Below are 15,464 nucleotides of genomic sequence, written 5' to 3'. Positions count from 1 at the left end.
GCGCCCGGGTGACCGGACGCCCGACCTGCGTTTGAGGAGGCAGGGCGATGCCTGGTTCTACGAAGACGATGGGCGCGTTCACCATCGGGGGGCTCGTGATGGTGACCGCGTACACGGTGGCGCTCGGGAGCAACGGCTGGCTGTGGTTCGGCTGGGTCGTGCTCGGGCTGCTCACGGTGGCGATGGTGTTCGCACGCACGACGTGAGACGCCGGGCCGGTACCCGGGGGCGCACCACGGTGGGCCCCCCGCCCCGGGCGCGCCCGGGGAAGCGGCACGCGGCCGTGGCACCGGGCAGCGGGCTCAGAAGCGGAAGACGTACCCGGTGCCCGCGCCCAGGTGGCAGGCATTGGAGAACGTCCGGTGCCAGTCCACCGGTCGGCCGCGGAACTCCCCGCTCGCGCTCACGGTGACCGGCGCGTACTCCATGGTGCAGGGCTCCGGCGCGACCGGCAGCGCCGCGAAGTCACCGCCGACGGCGTCCAGCTCGGCGCAGGCCCGCGCGGCGTGCGGGTGGTGCCCGGACGGCGTCGGCTCGCAGGTCAGCAGGACGCCCCGGATCCAGGTGTTGTCGTCCCCCGAGACGGTCAGGAAGAGGCCGGGCTCGCGGGGCGGCGTGCCGGTGCCGGGCGCCGCGGCGGCGGGCGCGACGGCCGCCGCGAGCGCGAGCAGGGCGGCCGAGGTGACGGTGAGCGGGCGCATGGGTCCTCCGGGGGCGGCGACGGACGCCTGTCACGGACGGTGGCGTCGGACACGGACGGTGACGTCGCGTACGGACGGGGGCGTCGGGTGCGTGTGGCATGGATCGAGCACCGGCCAGAGCACCCTCGCGGCACCACGCCCGGCAAGCCGCCGCGCCGGTCACTCCCCCGTACGGGTCAGCCCCCCTCCGTCGTACGGACCCACGCGCACGCCCGCGTCGCACGATCCACAAGACCCGAACGGGCTCTCGCGCATGCGCCCGCGATTGACTACTGTGCGTCGGCACCACCCCCGGGGGAAGGCGGCGCCCGCATGTTCTACCTACTGCTCAAGTACGTGCTCCTCGGGCCACTGCTCCGGCTGCTGTTCCGCCCCAGAATCGAAGGCCTGGAGCACATTCCGGAGCACGGAGCGGCCATCGTCGCCGGGAACCACCTGTCGTTCTCCGACCACTTCCTGATGCCCGCCATCATCAAGCGGCGGATCACGTTCCTGGCGAAGGCCGAGTACTTCACCGGACCCGGCATCAAGGGACGGCTCACCGCCGCGTTCTTCCGCAGCGCCGGACAGATCCCGGTGGACCGCTCCGGCAAGGAGGCCGGGCAGGCCGCGATCCGCGAGGGCCTCGGCGTGCTGCGCAAGGGCGAGTTGCTCGGCATCTACCCGGAGGGCACCCGCTCGCACGACGGCCGCCTGTACAAGGGCAAGGTCGGCGTCGCCGCGATGGCGCTCAAGGCTCAGGTCCCGGTGATCCCCTGCGCGATGATCGGCACGTTCGAGGCCCAGCCGCCCGGCAAGGTCGTCCCCCGCTTCCAGCGCGTGACGATCCGCTTCGGCGAACCCCTCGAATTCTCCCGCTACGCGGGCATGGACGGCGAGAAGGCGGTCCTGCGCGCGGTCACGGACGAGCTGATGTACGCGATCCTCGGCCTGTCCGGGCAGGAGTACGTGGACAAGTACGCGGCCGTGGTGAAGGCGGAGGAGGCCGAGGCGGACGCCGCGGAGGGGGCGCCCGGGGCGGCGGGGCGGAAGTTCCCGCGGCTGCCGCTGAGCTGAGGGCGCGCGCCGGTGATCCGCCTATGATCCAGTGATCGATCTCTTCACTCACCGGGCGGGGGACGCCTGGCACGCACGGCGGGAGGCCCGAGGTGACCGAGCACACCCAGTACACGAAACTCATCGGCCTGTTGGAGGAGCGTGGCGCGCGCTACCGCGTCATCGAGCACGAGCCGGAGGGCGCGACGGAGGCGGTGAGCGCGCTGCGTGGCCATGGGCTCGCGCAGGCCGCGAAGTGCATCGTGGTGATGGTGAAGCTGGACAAGAAGCGCAAGAGCTACGTCCTCGCGGTCGTCCCCGGCGACCGGCGCGTGGACCTGAACGCCCTCAAGGCCCTGCTCGGCGGGGTGTACGCGGGGTTCGCCACGCCGGAGGTGGCGGAGCGGCTCTCGGGGAGCGTGAGCGGCACGATCCTGCCGTTCTCCTTCGACCCGGAGCTCGAACTCGTCGTGGACCCGGAGCTGCTGGCGCACGAGGAGCTGTTCTTCAACGCGGCGCGCCTGGACCGCTCGCTGGCACTGCGAACGGCGGACTACCGGGAGATCGCCCAGCCGAGGCTGGAAAGCATCTCCCAGTAGCCCGCCGCGGCGCTGCTACTGACCGTGGTGGTTACGGCTTGGGCGTGGCGTGCGGGGTGCACGTCACGTCACGGCTGTCCAGCTTGCCGGTGAGCAGGTAGTCGTCGACGCGCTGGTTCAGGCAGGGGTTCTCCAGGTTGGTGATGCCGTGCGAACCGGCGTCCTTCTCCGTGATCAGACGGGAACCCTTGAGCCGCTTGTGCAGCTCGACCCCGCCCGGGTACGGCGTGGCGGCGTCACGGGTGGCCTGGGCGATCAGCGTGGGCGGCAGGCCCTTGCCGGTCTTGACCTCGACGGGCTTGTGCTGCTTGCTGGGCCAGGTGGCGCAGGGCAGGTTCATCCAGGCGTTGGACCACGTCATGAACGGGTGGTCCTTGTGGATCCGGGTGTTGTCCCGGTCCCACTTCTTCCAGCTCGTGGGCCACTTGGCGTCGGCGCACTCGACGGCGGTGTAGACGGCGTTGCTGTTCTCGGAGGACTTGTTCCCGGCCACGTCGGACAGGTCGGGGCTGGCGGCCTCGATCAGCGGCTTCGGGTCACCGGCGACGTACTTGCTCCAGTTGGTGGCGATGGAGACCCAGGTGGAGTCGTAGTACGGCGCGCTCTGGAAGTACGAGACGAGCTCGGCCGGGCCGACGACGCCGTTCAGCGGGTCCTTCTTCGCGGTGGCGCGCAGCTTCACCCACTGGGCCTGGACCTTCTCGACGGTGTTGCCGAGGTGGAAGGTCGAGTCGTACTTGGCGACCCAGGTCATCCAGTCCTTGAGCCGGATCTCGAAGGCGACGTCCTGGTCGAGGTTGGCCTCGTACCAGATCTTCTTCGTCGAGGGGTTGACGACCGAGTCGAAGACCATGCGGCGCACGTGCGTCGGGAACAGCGTGGCGTACACGGCACCGAGGTAGGTCCCGTACGAGACACCCAGGTAATTGAGCTTCTTCTCACCCAGCGCCGCGCGAATGACATCCAGGTCGCGGGCGGTGTTGGGCGTCGTCATGTGCGGCAGCATCCAGCCGCTGCGCTCCTTGCAGCCGTCCGCGTACTCGGCGGCGAGCTTGCGCTGGGCGCGCTTGTCGGCCGTGGAGTCGGGGACCGGGTCCAGCTTGGGAGCCTTGACGAACTCCTGCGGGTCGACGCAGGAGATGGGCGCGGAGTGGCCGACGCCGCGGGGCTCGAAGCCCACGAAGTCGTAGGCCTTGGCGGTCTTCTCCCACAGCTTGTTCTTGGTGGTGACGCGCGTGGGGAAGCGCAGGCCGGAAGCGCCGGGGCCGCCGGGGTTGTAGAGCAGCGCGCCCTGCCGCTCGCCCTTGGTCCCGGTGTTGCCGATGCGGTCGACGGCAAGCTTGATCTGCTTGCCGTTCGGCTTGGCGTAGTCCAGCGGCACGGTGACCCAGCCGCACTGGATGGGCTTGGCGATACCCCAGTCCTCGGGACAGTCCTTCCAGGAGATGCCCTTCTTGGCGGCGCGCCGGGCGGCGGTGGCGGCGCCCGCGGCCTCCCGGTCCTTGGCGGCCGCGGCCTTGGCCCGGCCCTGGTCGGCCCGGACATCGGCGCTCGCGGACGGCGCGGCAAGCGCCCCCGCTATCAACGTCGCCGCGACGAGCGTGCCCGCAGAACCGAACGTCACCGTCCGTCTGGTCCGCGTGGTCATCGGGGTACGACTCAAGTGGGGCCTCCCGCACATCGATTCGGTCGTTCGATCGGTACGGGGATACTTGCGTCTGGGGGGTCCCTGACAACAGACGTGTTGGACGTTTTTTACCAATCCGATAAACGGATCGATGAATACCGCTGAGCGGCCATGGCAGGACGGAGGCCCGGTCCCTTGCGGGATCGGGCCTCTGGTGTGGGGTGAGTGTCTCACTGCGTGACTGCGGCTCCGGTGGAAGCGCCGGGGATGCTGTCAGGGTCGGCGTCGTGGCCTGGAGCGGCCTCGGCCGCCGTCGCGGTGGTCTCGGCGGGCAGGGGTGCTGCTCGGTTCGGTGCGGGCGTCCGGCTTCGGTGGGACCGGTGGTGTGGAGGTCCGTGTGGTTCTCCGGGGGCGGCCGTAGGGGAAGGAGGCGATGCGTTCGTCGTGCTGTGCGTTGAGTCGGTGGATGAGGAGTACTCCAAGGGCGATCATCGCCAGGAGCACGATCACGGTCACGACGGTGTCCATCGTGCTCACATCCCTTGCGGTCGCTGGGGGGTCGCCGCGGCCGGGTCGCGGGCCTCGTGGCCCCCTTCGGATGCCCAGGCCTCTTCCACGGCCCGGTCGTTCTCCGCCACTGTCCGTCGTCGCGCGGCCTCCGCCATCAACCGGCTCGCGGTCGACGTTCCCAGTGGGTCGCTCCCGGCGGCCATCAGCCAGGCCGCCGAGTCCGGAGGCGTCTGCGGCGGGACCACCAGCAGATTCCAGCGGCCCGCGCGGTACGAGAGCAACATCAGCTCGTGGGGGTCCTGTTCGTCCCGGTACCAGCCCACCTTCACCACGTGCCCGGCCACAGGCACCTTGCGCGGGACGACCGGCCAGTGGACGGGATTCACAGTGACCCGGGTGATCCGCCCCCACAACGGGTCGAGCGCCGCCGTCAGCGCGGGGAGTTCCGCCCCGAGATCGCGAGAGCGGGGCCACCAGGCGCCGTCCAGCAGCGAAGGCGCGGTGCCTGCGGGAGCGAGCGACAGGCGGAGAAGTGACGAAGAGGGCCAAGACCCGGCGGGGGGAGGCGCGGTCGGCCTGGCCTCAAGGGTCGTCGGGAACGAGATGGTCGCAGTCATGACGCGAACCCTGCCCCGGGCCGACTCGCACCGGCCCGGCATATTCGATCGCCGAAAACGACACAAGCATGACGGCCGGTGCGCGAAATATCCTCGGTAGTTCGAGCTTACTCCTCCGGCGCGTCGAACGGACTGTGGCGTCGCCCTCGTGGAGCTAGGGATTCCCGCGATCAGCGCCCGTGCCCACCCGGTCCGTGCCGGTGTCGATGAGGATCTGTTCGGCCTCGGCGAGGTTGTCGGCGTGGACGGCTGCCGCCATCGCGGCACGTGCCGCGTCCGGTGTCGCGTGCGGCGGGACCACCAGCAGGGAGAAGTGGTCCTGGTCGCCGCGGGTGATGAGGACGGTGTCGTCACCGACCGGGGAGAAGTCCAGGTGCACGACACGGTCCCCGACGGTCATTCGTGTCGGCGCGTCCTCCCAGGCACCGGAGTCCAGGCCCACCCGCGTGACCGGACCGAGGTGTTCGGTCAGCGCGTTGATCAGACCGGGCAGTTCGGTGCCGATGTCGCGGGAACGCGGCCACCACGCGCCGTCGAGGATTCCCTGCCGCTCGTGTGTCGTCTCCAGGCGCAGGACTGCCGTCCCGGGCCTGACGGCCTTGTGGACGGCGTCCGGCAGCAGCCCCGGGACGCGTGGGGGGTCGGAGTCTGACATCGCGTTCGCCTGCCTGCGGGGTTCGACGGCTCACGCGTACGTACGGCGATGACGGTGCTGCCGCCGGGAACATCGCACGATCTTCCTCATTTCACGGTACTCCCCGGTCGGCCCCGGCAAGGAGTCGGACGTCTCCTCCCGGGCAAGGAGGTCAGACGTCTCCTCCCGCCGCGGCGGCCATGAGCGGCTCGGCCAGGCTCTCGGGGGTGTCCGGTGGTACGACCAGCAGGTCCCACCGTCCGCGGTTCGGGGCGAGCAGGCAGACCGTGTGCGGGGCGGACGCGGCGGTGCACCTGCTCAGGCGCACGACCTGGTTGAAGACCAGCATCCTGCCGGGTGTCGCGGCCCATGTCGCCCCGTTGACCGTGACGTTGCTGATGTGGCCCCAGGCTCCGGGCAGTCCGGCGAGCAGCCGCGGGAGTTCCGTGAGCAGGTCGTACGAGTGGGGCCACCACGCGCCGTCGATGGGGTGGGGCAGGGCGCCGCGGGGCGCGAGACGCAGGCGGAGGAGCGGGGGCGAGGGGAGCAAGGTGTCCAGGGCGGCGGTCATGAGGTCTCCGTAGGGTGTTGGGGGCCCGGAGTCGTCAGGGGCCCGGAGTCATCGGGGGCCCGGAGTCGTCAGGGGCCCGGAGTCATCGGGGGCCCAGAGTCATCGGGGGCCCGGAGTCATCGGATGGCCCGGAAGCGTCGGATGGCACCCGGTCGGCCGGGGTCACCTACGGCGGGCGGTGACCCGCTCAGGCGTCGGCCAGCGCACGTCGTACACCCACCCGACGCGTTCGAAGAGACGGATGACGGCGGCGGAGGGATCGATCTGGCCGCGGTCGACGCCGTGCCGGGCGCTGGTGGGGTCGGCGTGGTGGAGGTTGTGCCAGCTCTCGCCGAAGGAGAGCAGAGCCAGGGGCCACAGGTTGGTGGCGCGGTCGTGCCGTCGGGTGCGGAAGGGGCGGCTCCCGATCATGTGACACAGCGAGTTCACGCTCCACGTCACGTGGTGGAGCAGCGCGACGCGCACAAGTCCCGCCCACAGCAGGGCGGTCAGGGCGCGCTGCCACGTACCGCCGATGGCCCAGCCGAGCACGAACGGCAGCGCGAGCGTGAGGACGCACAGGGCCGGAAAGGCGCGGGAGACAGCGCGGATGTCACGGTCGGCGAGCAGGTCGGGGGCGTAACGCCGGGCGCACGTGGGGTCGTTGCGGAACAGCCAGCCGACGTGCGCGTGCGCAAGACCGCGCAACTGGCCGCGCAGCTGCGTACCGTAGCGGTACGGGGAGTGCGGATCGCCGGGCCGGTCGGTGAAGGCGTGATGGCGGCGGTGGGTGGCGACCCAGCCGACCACGTCGCCCTGGAAGCTCAACGAACCGGCCACGGCGAGCGCGACGCGCACGGGACGGACGGATTGGTAGCCGCCGTGCGTGAGCCCGCGGTGGAAGCCGACGGTGACACCGAGTCCGGTGACGACGTACAGCACCAGGGCGAGCAGGACGTCGGCGGGATGGATGAGACTCCCCCAGAGGAGCCAGCCGGCCAGGCCGAGCGCGAGGAACGGGGCGACGACGATCACGCCGGTCACGACCACGTACAGGCGCTCGCCGATGCCGCGGGGCGCGGCCGGTGCGTCGGCTCCGGCGGGGAACGGCCCCGCTCCGTCATATCTCTGGGACGGCTGGGCGACGCTCGGCGGCGACGTGACCGCCGTGGGGCGTGCGGCCGCCGCTGTGGGGGAACTGCGTGCCATGGACGACACGATGGGGACTCCTTGACCTCGGTGCGGGTGGCGCGGCCGGGGTCAGGGGCTGCCCCTGTTACGGGTGACGGGTTGGCGCACTGCCGTGCGGCGTACGACGACGGGGTGGTCAGACCGCCTCGCGCGGATGCGTACGGTCGGTGGGCCTTCGGCTGGTCTCGATCCACGGCCGGACCGCGTGCGTGCTGTGCGAGGGAGCCGCGGCGTGCGAGGCGTCCAGGGTCAGGTGCAGGCGCGTGTCCGTGCCTTCGGGGCCCGCCGGGTAGCTGCGGCCTTCGTCGCAGGCGAAGAACCTCCGCAGCACATCGGCGACTCGCCGTGCCGTCTCCGGTGACGTGGTGACGATGCGGACCTCGGCACGCTCGGACGACAGTGAGGGTTCGGCGGTCATAAGGCGGAACCTGCCTCCGAGCGCGCGGCACCCGGTGTCGTGGAACCACGAGGCCGAGACCGGTCTGAACGCCGGTATACGAAAGGTCCTCGCTTCCCTCACCGTACTCCTACCGGACCCCTGGGGCGGTCGAAGTGGAACCGATCCCCGCCGCGCGGCCGTCGCCGGGGCCGAGCCCCCGGCCCCGAAAGGCTCACCCCGGCACCGCGTACCGAACGACGCGCCCCCACATGGACGCGTACTGCCGCCACAGCGGTCCGGTCGCATACGGGACGCCGTACTCCGCGCACAGGCTCCGCACTCGTGGGGCCAGCTCGGCGTAGCGGCTGCTGGGGAGGTCGGGGAAGACATGGTGCTCGATCTGGTGGCCGAGGTTGCCGGACAGCACGTGCAGCAGGAAGCCGCCCTCGAAGTCGGCCGAGCCCTGGATCTGCCGCAGGTACCACTGACCGCGGGTCTCCCCCTCGATGTCGGCCTCCGAGAAGGTCCTGACGTCACCGGGGAAATGACCGCAGAAGATCACGGTGTGCGCCCAGACGTTGCGCAGCACGTTCGCGGTGAGGTTGCCAAGCAGGCAGGGCAGCGCGGAGGGGCCCGCGAGGAGCGGGAAGAGGACGTAGTCCTTGGCCGCCTGCCGTACGCCCTTGCGGAACAGCCGCCCGATCTCGCCGAACAGGCTCCGCACGCTCTTGCGGCCCGCGGTCACGGCGTCCGCCTCCAGGTCGTACAGGGCGATGCCCCACTCGAAGACGGGCGCGAGCAGGGCGGCGTACAGGGGTTGCAGGAGGTACACCGGGCGCCAGGGCTGTTCGGGGCTCATGCGCAAGATGGTGTAGCCGAGGTCCCGGTCACGGCCGACGACGTTCGTGTACGTGTGGTGCAGGTGGTTGTGGGTGTGCTTCCAGGCGTCGGCAGGGGTGAGGAAGTCCCACTCCCAGGTCGTGGAGTGGACGGCCGGATCGCCCATCCAGTCCCACTGGCCGTGCAGGATGTTGTGGCCCAGCTCCATGTTCTCCAGGACCTTGGCGGTGGTGAGCATCGCGGTGCCCGCGAGCCAGGCGGGCGGCAGGAGCGAGACGGACAGGGCGATGCGGCCGCCCGCCTCCAGGCCGCGCTGGACGGCGATCACCCTGTGGATGTACCGGGCGTCGCGCGCGCCGCGCCCGGCGACGATCTCGGCGCGGAGACGGTCGAGTTCGGTTCCGAACTCATCGGTCCAGGGCGGTGGTTCGAGGGGATGCGCCGTCGTCGGCTTCGACGGCGGCGTCGGCATCAGCTGGTCCCTGACGGTCGAGGTCACGGTGGCTCCTTGAGGGTTCGGGGCGGGAATCGGCCGTCGGGGACGGGCGGGAATCGACGGTCGACAGCGGCCGGCTCAGTGGTCGCCTCAGCGGTCGAGTACGACCGGTCCGGCCGCGGACTGGACACAGGTCTGGATCAACTCGCCGTCTCCGTCGCGCACTTCACCGGTCCGCAGATCGCGCACGCGTCCGCTGACCAAGGGCACGAGGCAGCCGAAACAGATGCCCCGGCGGCACCCGTACGGCATCGGCAGGCCCGCGCGCTCACCGGCCTCCAGAAGGGGCACGGACGCGGCCGATTCGACCTCGACTCCGCTGCGCGCGAACCGCACGCGGCCGCCTGCCCCGTCGTTGGCGGCGACGGGGCCGAGCGGGGTGGCAGACGGCAGGGCGGCCGGTGCGGCAAGGCGGAAGCGCTCCACATGCAGACGTCGCACGCACGGGCCCTCCGCGCCGCCCGGGTGTTCCCCAGCAGGTCGTTCCGCGCGTGGCCGCCCCGCCTCGCCGTGCTCACGCAGTACGTCGAGCAGCCCCTCAGGGCCGCAGGCCCACGTCTCGCGGGACCGCCAGTCCGGGCAGAGCAGGTCGATGTCGCGTCCGGTGATCCGGCCGGCGGTGCGTGTGTACCGCAGGTGGAGACGCAACCACGGCACCTCGTGGGCCAGATGACCCAGTTCGGCATGGAACAGACACTCGTCCGGTGCGGGCGCGCTGTGCAGCAGTACGACGTCGGGGCCCGGCCCTGGACGACGTACGAGCGTACGCAGCATCCCCATGACGGGTGTGACACCGCTGCCCGCCGTCACGAACAGCAGCCGATCGGGCGTCGCGCCGGGCGCGGGGAGCACGAACTCCCCCTGTGCGGGGCCGAGTCGGAGGAGGGTGCCGGGCGGTGTCCGGTGCACCAGGTGCGGCGACACCTTGCCTCGGGGATCCGCTTTGACGGTGATGGTCACCTCACGGCCCGGTGCGTCGGCGGCGGAGGTGAGGGAGTACGTACGCCAGTGCCGTACGCCGTCCAACTCGACGCCCACCGGCAGGAATTGACCCGCACGATGGCCACCGCGCCACCCGAGGCCCGGCCGGATCACCAGCGTGGCGGCGTCCGCGGTCTCGGGCCGCACCGCGGTCACCACGCCCGCGGGGTGCCGTGCGCAGAGCAGCGGATCGACGAGGCCGAGGTAGTCGTCCGGGGAGAGGGGCGTGGTCAACGGGGCCGTCAGAGTTCCCAGGACCGAGAGGAGACGTCTGCCGACCCGGCCTGGGAGGCCCCAGGGCGGCGACGGCGGATGAGGTGAGAAGGCTGGCATACGGGGCGCCCTTCCGAGGGGACTCCAGGGCGGGCCTCCGCCAGAGAACCACGTCCGGACGCCGGGCACAGGGCCGCCAGGAGACGTTCCCGCCAGCCGCGCCGTCGCCACGGCCAGGCAGGACACCCACGGCGTCACGGCAGCCGGCGGCGGCGGGCGCCGCGGGCTGGCACGACGGCGAGAGCCCGCGGGCCCGCTGTGCGGTCGTGATTGGCCGGATCGAGCCGAGGCGCCTCGCGGGGGCGCGTACGCGATCCCGGAACCCGGGCCGCCGTCGCCGGATTCCGGGCATCCGCGATGCCAGGGCGGTCCGGCCGACCAGCGGCCGCCTTCGCGGCGCGCTACGTCAGGCGGTTCAGGGCGTCGTCGAGGATGCGGCGCAGCCGCAGGGCGTCCGGGGCGAGGGCGGTGACCAGGGCCCCGGGACCCGCCAGGGGGGTCAGCGCGGCGCAGTCGCCGAGCATGACGGGCTTCACGCCCTCGTGTGCGAACTCCGGGCGTACGACGATGAGCTGACCAACGGCTCGATGGCCCGCCAGGACCGCGGGGCCGTCCCAGCCCGCCGGGGCGCCCGGTCCGCACGACAGCTCCTGGTCGAGGATCGTTCGCCCGGCGTGGCGCACCGTCAGCCTGCTGTGCAGCAGCCCGGGGGCCTCGCCGGTCCGTCCGAGCACCTGTTCCTCGCGCAGCACGAGCCGTCCGCCCGGCCCGATGTCGGCTCGCGTCGTGACGCGCAGCTCGCTCCCCCGCACCGAGATCAACTGTTCGGGCAGCCAGTGCAGTTCCGCCCCGTCGGCGACGGTGAGCGACACGTCGTACCGTGCCGGGGCCCCGTCCTGCCCCGGCAGCGCGATCGTCGCGGCGGCGGACCCGACGCTCAGCCTCGCCCCCTCGGCGACCTCCGCCGCCACGGCCAGGTGGTCCCCGCCGAGGGGCCCGCTCATCGCCCCCACCAGCGTGACGTGGGCCTCCGGTCCCGTGGCGCGGGTGCGGCGCAGGGCCAGGGGGCCCTCGCCGTGCAGCACGGGCAGGACCGTGCGGCCGTGGGCGTCCGGGCGGGCGCTGATGCGGGCTCGGGCGTGGACGCCTGCGGGGCTTTGGGGCGGGCTGAGGGCCGTGAGGTTGGGGGCCGGGGGGTGGGAGGTCACCGCGTCGGTGCGGTCGTGATCGGGGCGGACGCCGTCGGTACCGGCGTAGCCGGGGCCGGGGCGGTCGGTGTCGGGGCCGGGGCCGCCTGCTTCTTCGTCCAGGCCGCGTGCTGCTCACGCACCCAGCGCGCGACCGCCGTGACGTGCTCCTCCGAACGCAGCGACTGGAACACCACCGGCAGTTCCGCGCGCTGGGCCTTCGCGTCGGCGGCCATACGGGCCAGGTCCGAGCCCACGTACGGGGCGAGGTCGGTCTTGTTCACGACGAGCAGGTCCGCCGTCGTGACGCCGGGGCCGCCCTTGCGGGGGATGTCGTCGCCGCCCGCCACGTCGATGACGAAGATCTGCGCGTCCACCAGGCCGCGCGAGAAGGTCGCCGTGAGGTTGTCGCCGCCGGACTCCACCAGGATCAGGTCCAGCGGTCCGACCTCGTCCTCCAGGTCCTCCACCGCCTCCAGGTTCGCGGAGATGTCGTCCCGGATGGCGGTGTGGGGGCAGGCTCCCGTTTCCACGGCGGTGATGCGCTCCGGCGGCAGGACCGCCTCGCGGAGCAGGAACTCCGCGTCCTCCCGGGTGTAGATGTCATTGGTCACCACGGCGAGGGAGAGTTCGGCGCGAAGCGCCTGGCAGAGGGCGGCCACGGTGGCCGTCTTGCCGGAGCCGACCGGGCCGCCCAGGCCGATGCGGAGCGCTCGGCGGGTGCCGTCGGGGCGGTGCGCGTCCGCGCTGACGGCCTTGGATTCGTCGTGGGCGTGGTCGAGGTGCATGGTCGCTGGGCTCCTTGGGCGGTGGTTGGTCGGGGGGCGGTTGTGGTGTTGGTGGGGGGCCGGGCGCTGCGCGGGGCATTCCCCAGTCCCCGCCCCTTCCCGTAACCAGGGGCGCCGCGCCCCCTGGACCCCAGCTCTCGTCTGACGTCCCGTGCGGCTGGGACAGTCCTGCGCCGATCGCGCTCCGCGCTCGTTCTCAAGAGCCGGACGGGCTGGGAATGCGCTGGTGGGTCTGACCGAAGGCCGATCGGCGGCACCCCCGTCAGCACGGCCTATGACGCGAACAACCGCACCGCCCACCCCGCATGCCCCTCCGCCCCCACCTCCAGCAACGGCGCCGACGCGGCGGGCAGTACGTCCACCCCCTCCCCCACCGCCCGCCGAGCGGACTCCGCGGCGTCGCGCGCGACGCCGTCCAACTCCGGTGCGAGCCGGGCCAGCACAGCCGTCGCGTCGAACGGGTCGAGGCTCAGGAGGCGTACCACGGCGGTGGCGGGGCCGCTGACGGCCTCGTACGCGGAGCAGTACGCGGCGTCCTCCGCGCCGAGCCCGGCCGCCCGCGCCGCCACGCCGAGGACGACCGGCTGGTGGGCGCCCTTGGGGAACTCCCGTGCCAGCGCGTCGAGTTCCGGCGCGGGCCACGCGACCCGCGCGGCCCGCAGCAGCTGCCGCCCGAGCCTGCGCGCGGCAGCCCGCAGCGCGGCCGACGGCGTGCGCGCGTCCGCCGCCCCGTCGAGGGCGACAGGGTCGACTCCTAGCGCCGCTGCCGCGGCGAGGGCGGCCGACACCGTACCGGTGGTGTGCAGCCGACCCCGGCAGAAGTCCTCCAGGGACGCCGCCCCGGTGATCCGCCCCGCCTTCACGGCCGCCTCGGCCCCGCCGGAGTGCGCATGGCCCCCGGCGGGGAAGCGGCCGTCGGCCAGGACCAGAAGTGCGGCCCGCGACATGTCCGGTCACCGCCTCAGAACAGGAAGTACCGCTGCGCGAGCGGCAGTTCGGCGGCGGGTGCGGGTTCGACGAGTTCGCCGTCGATGCGTACGGCGAAGCTGTCGGGGGCGACTTCGACTCTCGGCAGCGCGTCGTTCTCGCGCATGTCGGCCTTCGTCCGGCCCCGGGTGGAGGCGATCGGCACGAACTGCCGCTCAAGGGCGAGGCGTTCGGGCAGGCCGTCGTCCAGCGCGGACTGGGTGACGAAGGTGAGGGAGTTGCGGGCGGGCGCTCGGCCGTGGCCGCCGAACATCGGGCGGGGAAGGACCGGTTGCGGGGTCGGGATGGAGGCGTTGGCGTCGCCCATCTGCGCGTACGCGATCTGGCCGCCCTTGAGGACCACTTGGGGTTTGACGCCGAAGAACGCGGGCTCCCACAGCACCAGGTCGGCCAGCTTGCCGCTCTCGACGGAGCCGACCTCGCGCTCGATGCCCTGCGCGATGGCCGCGTTGATCGTGTACTTGGCGACGTACCGCCGGGCCCGGTGGTTGTCGGCCCGGGTGTCCCCGGGGAGCGAGCCGCGGCGCCGCTTCATCACGTGGGCCGTCTGCCAGGTGCGGAGGATGACCTCGCCGACGCGGCCCATGGCCTGGGAGTCGGAGGACATGATGGAGATGGCGCCGAGGTCGTGGAGGATGTCCTCCGCGCCGATGGTGGTCGGGCGGATGCGGGACTCGGCGAAGGCCAGGTCCTCCGGCACGGCCGGGTTGAGGTGGTGACAGACCATCAGCATGTCGAGGTGCTCCTCGACGGTGTTGACGGTGTGCGGCCGCGTCGGGTTGGTGGAGCTCGGCAGCATGTTGGGCAGCGAGACCGCCGTGATCATGTCCGGCGCGTGGCCGCCGCCCGCGCCCTCCACGTGGAAGGCGTGCAGGGTGCGTCCGGCGACGGCCGCGAAGGTGGCGTCGACGAAGCCCGCCTCGTTGAGCGTGTCGGTGTGAACGGCGAGTTGGGCGCCGGTGTCCTCGCACACGTTCAGACAGGCGTCGATCACCGCCGGGGTCGCGCCCCAGTCCTCGTGGATCTTGAAGCTGACGGCGCCCGCGCGGAGCTGGGCGTGCATCGACTCGGCGGACGTGGTGTTGCCCTTGCCCAGGAAGCCGATGTTGACCGGGGCGTTCTCCATCGCGGCGAACATTCGGGCCAGGTACCAGGCGCCGGGGGTGATGGTGGTGGCCTTGCTGCCCTCGGCGGGGCCGGTGCCGCCGCCGATGAGCGTGGTGACGCCGGAGGCCAGGGCCTCGTCGACGATGGTGGGCGAGATGAAGTGGATGTGGGTGTCGATGCCGCCCGCGGTGAGGATCTTGCCGTTGCCCGCCAGGATCTCGGTCTCCGGCCCGATGACGAGATCGGGGTGCACGCCGTCCATCGTGTCCGGGTTCCCGGCCTTGCCGATGCCGGTGATCCGGCCGTCGCGGATGCCCACGTCGGCCTTGATCACGCCCCAGTGGTCGATGATGACGGCGCCGGTGACGACGGTGTCGGGTGCTCCTTCGGCGCGGGTCGTGCGGGACTGGCCCATCGACTCGCGGATGACCTTGCCGCCGCCGAACACCGCCTCGTCGCCGGAGCGTCCGGGGCCGCCGGAGCGGTCCTCCTCGATCTCGACGAGCAGTCCGGTGTCGGCGAGCCGGATCCGGTCGCCGGTCGTCGGGCCGAACAGGTCGGCGTACGCGGCGCGGGACAGCTCAGCCATCGAGGGCACCTCCGGTCTCGCCGCGCAGCCCCGGCACGATGCGGGCGCCCGCGAGCGGGACCAGCGTGATGTCGACGGGAATACCGGGCTCGAAGCGCACGGCGGTGCCCGCGGCGATGTTCAGCCGCTGGCCGTGCGCGGCGGCCCGGTCGAACTCCAGGCCGGGGTTGGCCTCGGCGAAGTGGTAGTGGGAGCCGACCTGCACGGGGCGGTCGGCGGCGTTGAGGACGGTCATGCGGGTGGTGGGGCGGCCCTCGTTGAAGGGGACGGGGTCGTCCGCGAAGAGGATCTCGCCGGGGACCGGGCCGGGGCCCTCGCCCACGCCGCCGGCGGCGCCCGCGGTGTCTGCGGATTGCATACGTCCACTCCCCCG

The 15,464-nt window shown here is 72.2% G+C and carries 16 protein-coding genes and 1 pseudogene; 3 read left to right on the top strand and 14 right to left on the bottom strand.

Going from position 1 to position 15,464, the window contains the following annotated elements; translation table 11 throughout:
- Positions 1-47: 47 nt before the first annotated feature.
- Positions 48-206: a hypothetical protein gene (locus IE274_RS07665; protein WP_037656815.1), complete on the top strand. Its 159-nt coding sequence runs from the start codon at positions 48-50 to the stop codon at positions 204-206.
- Between the two features lie 96 nt (positions 207-302).
- On the opposite strand, the gene IE274_RS07660 is transcribed toward IE274_RS07665, so the two are convergent.
- Entirely contained in the window at positions 303-701 is a 399-nt protein-coding gene (locus tag IE274_RS07660; RefSeq protein WP_190114856.1) for a subtilase-type protease inhibitor, read from the bottom strand.
- A gap of 312 nt (positions 702-1,013) precedes the next feature.
- Here IE274_RS07660 and IE274_RS07655 point away from each other — a divergent pair, with 312 nt between their 5' ends.
- Positions 1,014-1,757, top strand: coding sequence for a lysophospholipid acyltransferase family protein (locus IE274_RS07655; RefSeq protein WP_190114855.1), 744 nt, complete (start codon positions 1,014-1,016; stop codon positions 1,755-1,757).
- A 92-nt stretch (positions 1,758-1,849) separates the two neighbouring features.
- On the top strand, positions 1,850-2,335 hold the full coding sequence (locus IE274_RS07650; RefSeq protein ID WP_190114854.1) for a YbaK/EbsC family protein: 486 nt from the start codon (positions 1,850-1,852) through the stop codon (positions 2,333-2,335).
- Between the two features lie 31 nt (positions 2,336-2,366).
- Here IE274_RS07650 and IE274_RS07645 read toward each other — a convergent pair whose 3' ends face one another.
- The 13 genes and pseudogenes from IE274_RS07645 to IE274_RS07585 all read right to left on the bottom strand — a co-directional run bounded on the left by IE274_RS07645 (position 2,367) and on the right by IE274_RS07585 (position 15,449).
- The gene (locus IE274_RS07645) at positions 2,367-3,983 is read right to left on the bottom strand and encodes an alpha/beta hydrolase (RefSeq protein ID WP_190114853.1); all 1,617 of its coding nucleotides are present in this window, start codon (positions 3,981-3,983) and stop codon (positions 2,367-2,369) included.
- 512 nt (positions 3,984-4,495) lie between these two features.
- The gene (locus IE274_RS07640) at positions 4,496-5,089 is read right to left on the bottom strand and encodes a DUF5994 family protein (RefSeq protein ID WP_190114852.1); all 594 of its coding nucleotides are present in this window, start codon (positions 5,087-5,089) and stop codon (positions 4,496-4,498) included.
- A 154-nt stretch (positions 5,090-5,243) separates the two neighbouring features.
- On the bottom strand, positions 5,244-5,744 hold the full coding sequence (locus IE274_RS07635) for a DUF5994 family protein (protein WP_190114851.1): 501 nt from the start codon (positions 5,742-5,744) through the stop codon (positions 5,244-5,246).
- Between the two features lie 151 nt (positions 5,745-5,895).
- Positions 5,896-6,294, bottom strand: coding sequence for a DUF5994 family protein (locus tag IE274_RS07630; RefSeq protein ID WP_190114850.1), 399 nt, complete (start codon positions 6,292-6,294; stop codon positions 5,896-5,898).
- Positions 6,295-6,456: 162 nt separating this feature from the next.
- The gene (locus tag IE274_RS07625) at positions 6,457-7,482 is read right to left on the bottom strand and encodes an acyl-CoA desaturase (protein ID WP_190114849.1); all 1,026 of its coding nucleotides are present in this window, start codon (positions 7,480-7,482) and stop codon (positions 6,457-6,459) included.
- A gap of 118 nt (positions 7,483-7,600) precedes the next feature.
- On the bottom strand, positions 7,601-7,882 hold the full coding sequence (locus IE274_RS07620; RefSeq protein ID WP_190114848.1) for a hypothetical protein: 282 nt from the start codon (positions 7,880-7,882) through the stop codon (positions 7,601-7,603).
- A 193-nt stretch (positions 7,883-8,075) separates the two neighbouring features.
- Positions 8,076-9,155, bottom strand: a complete 1,080-nt coding sequence (locus IE274_RS07615) for a fatty acid desaturase family protein (protein WP_190115332.1) — start codon at positions 9,153-9,155, stop codon at positions 8,076-8,078.
- Positions 9,156-9,269: 114 nt separating this feature from the next.
- On the bottom strand, positions 9,270-10,394 hold the full coding sequence (locus IE274_RS07610; RefSeq protein WP_307822167.1) for a ferredoxin reductase: 1,125 nt from the start codon (positions 10,392-10,394) through the stop codon (positions 9,270-9,272).
- Positions 10,395-10,834: 440 nt separating this feature from the next.
- Complete coding sequence (locus IE274_RS07605) at positions 10,835-11,641, bottom strand: urease accessory protein UreD (RefSeq protein WP_190114846.1); 807 nt, start codon at positions 11,639-11,641, stop codon at positions 10,835-10,837.
- Positions 11,642-11,736: 95 nt separating this feature from the next.
- Positions 11,737-12,408, bottom strand: a pseudogene (gene ureG, locus IE274_RS07600) (urease accessory protein UreG); the annotation flags it as partial.
- Between the two features lie 272 nt (positions 12,409-12,680).
- On the bottom strand, positions 12,681-13,355 hold the full coding sequence (locus IE274_RS07595) for an urease accessory protein UreF (RefSeq protein WP_190114845.1): 675 nt from the start codon (positions 13,353-13,355) through the stop codon (positions 12,681-12,683).
- Positions 13,356-13,369: 14 nt separating this feature from the next.
- Positions 13,370-15,091, bottom strand: coding sequence for an urease subunit alpha (locus IE274_RS07590; protein ID WP_190114844.1), 1,722 nt, complete (start codon positions 15,089-15,091; stop codon positions 13,370-13,372).
- Positions 15,084-15,449, bottom strand: coding sequence for an urease subunit beta (locus IE274_RS07585; RefSeq protein WP_190114843.1), 366 nt, complete (start codon positions 15,447-15,449; stop codon positions 15,084-15,086). Before IE274_RS07585 ends, IE274_RS07590 begins: the two co-directional genes overlap by 8 nt.
- Positions 15,450-15,464: the final 15 nt, after the last annotated feature.

Origin of the sequence: Streptomyces flavofungini (genome assembly GCF_014650815.1) — a bacterium.
GTDB lineage: Bacteria > Actinomycetota > Actinomycetes > Streptomycetales > Streptomycetaceae > Streptomyces > Streptomyces flavofungini.
The sequence above is the reverse complement of the archived record's forward strand: the minus strand, read 5'-3'. Positions and strand labels throughout refer to the sequence as shown.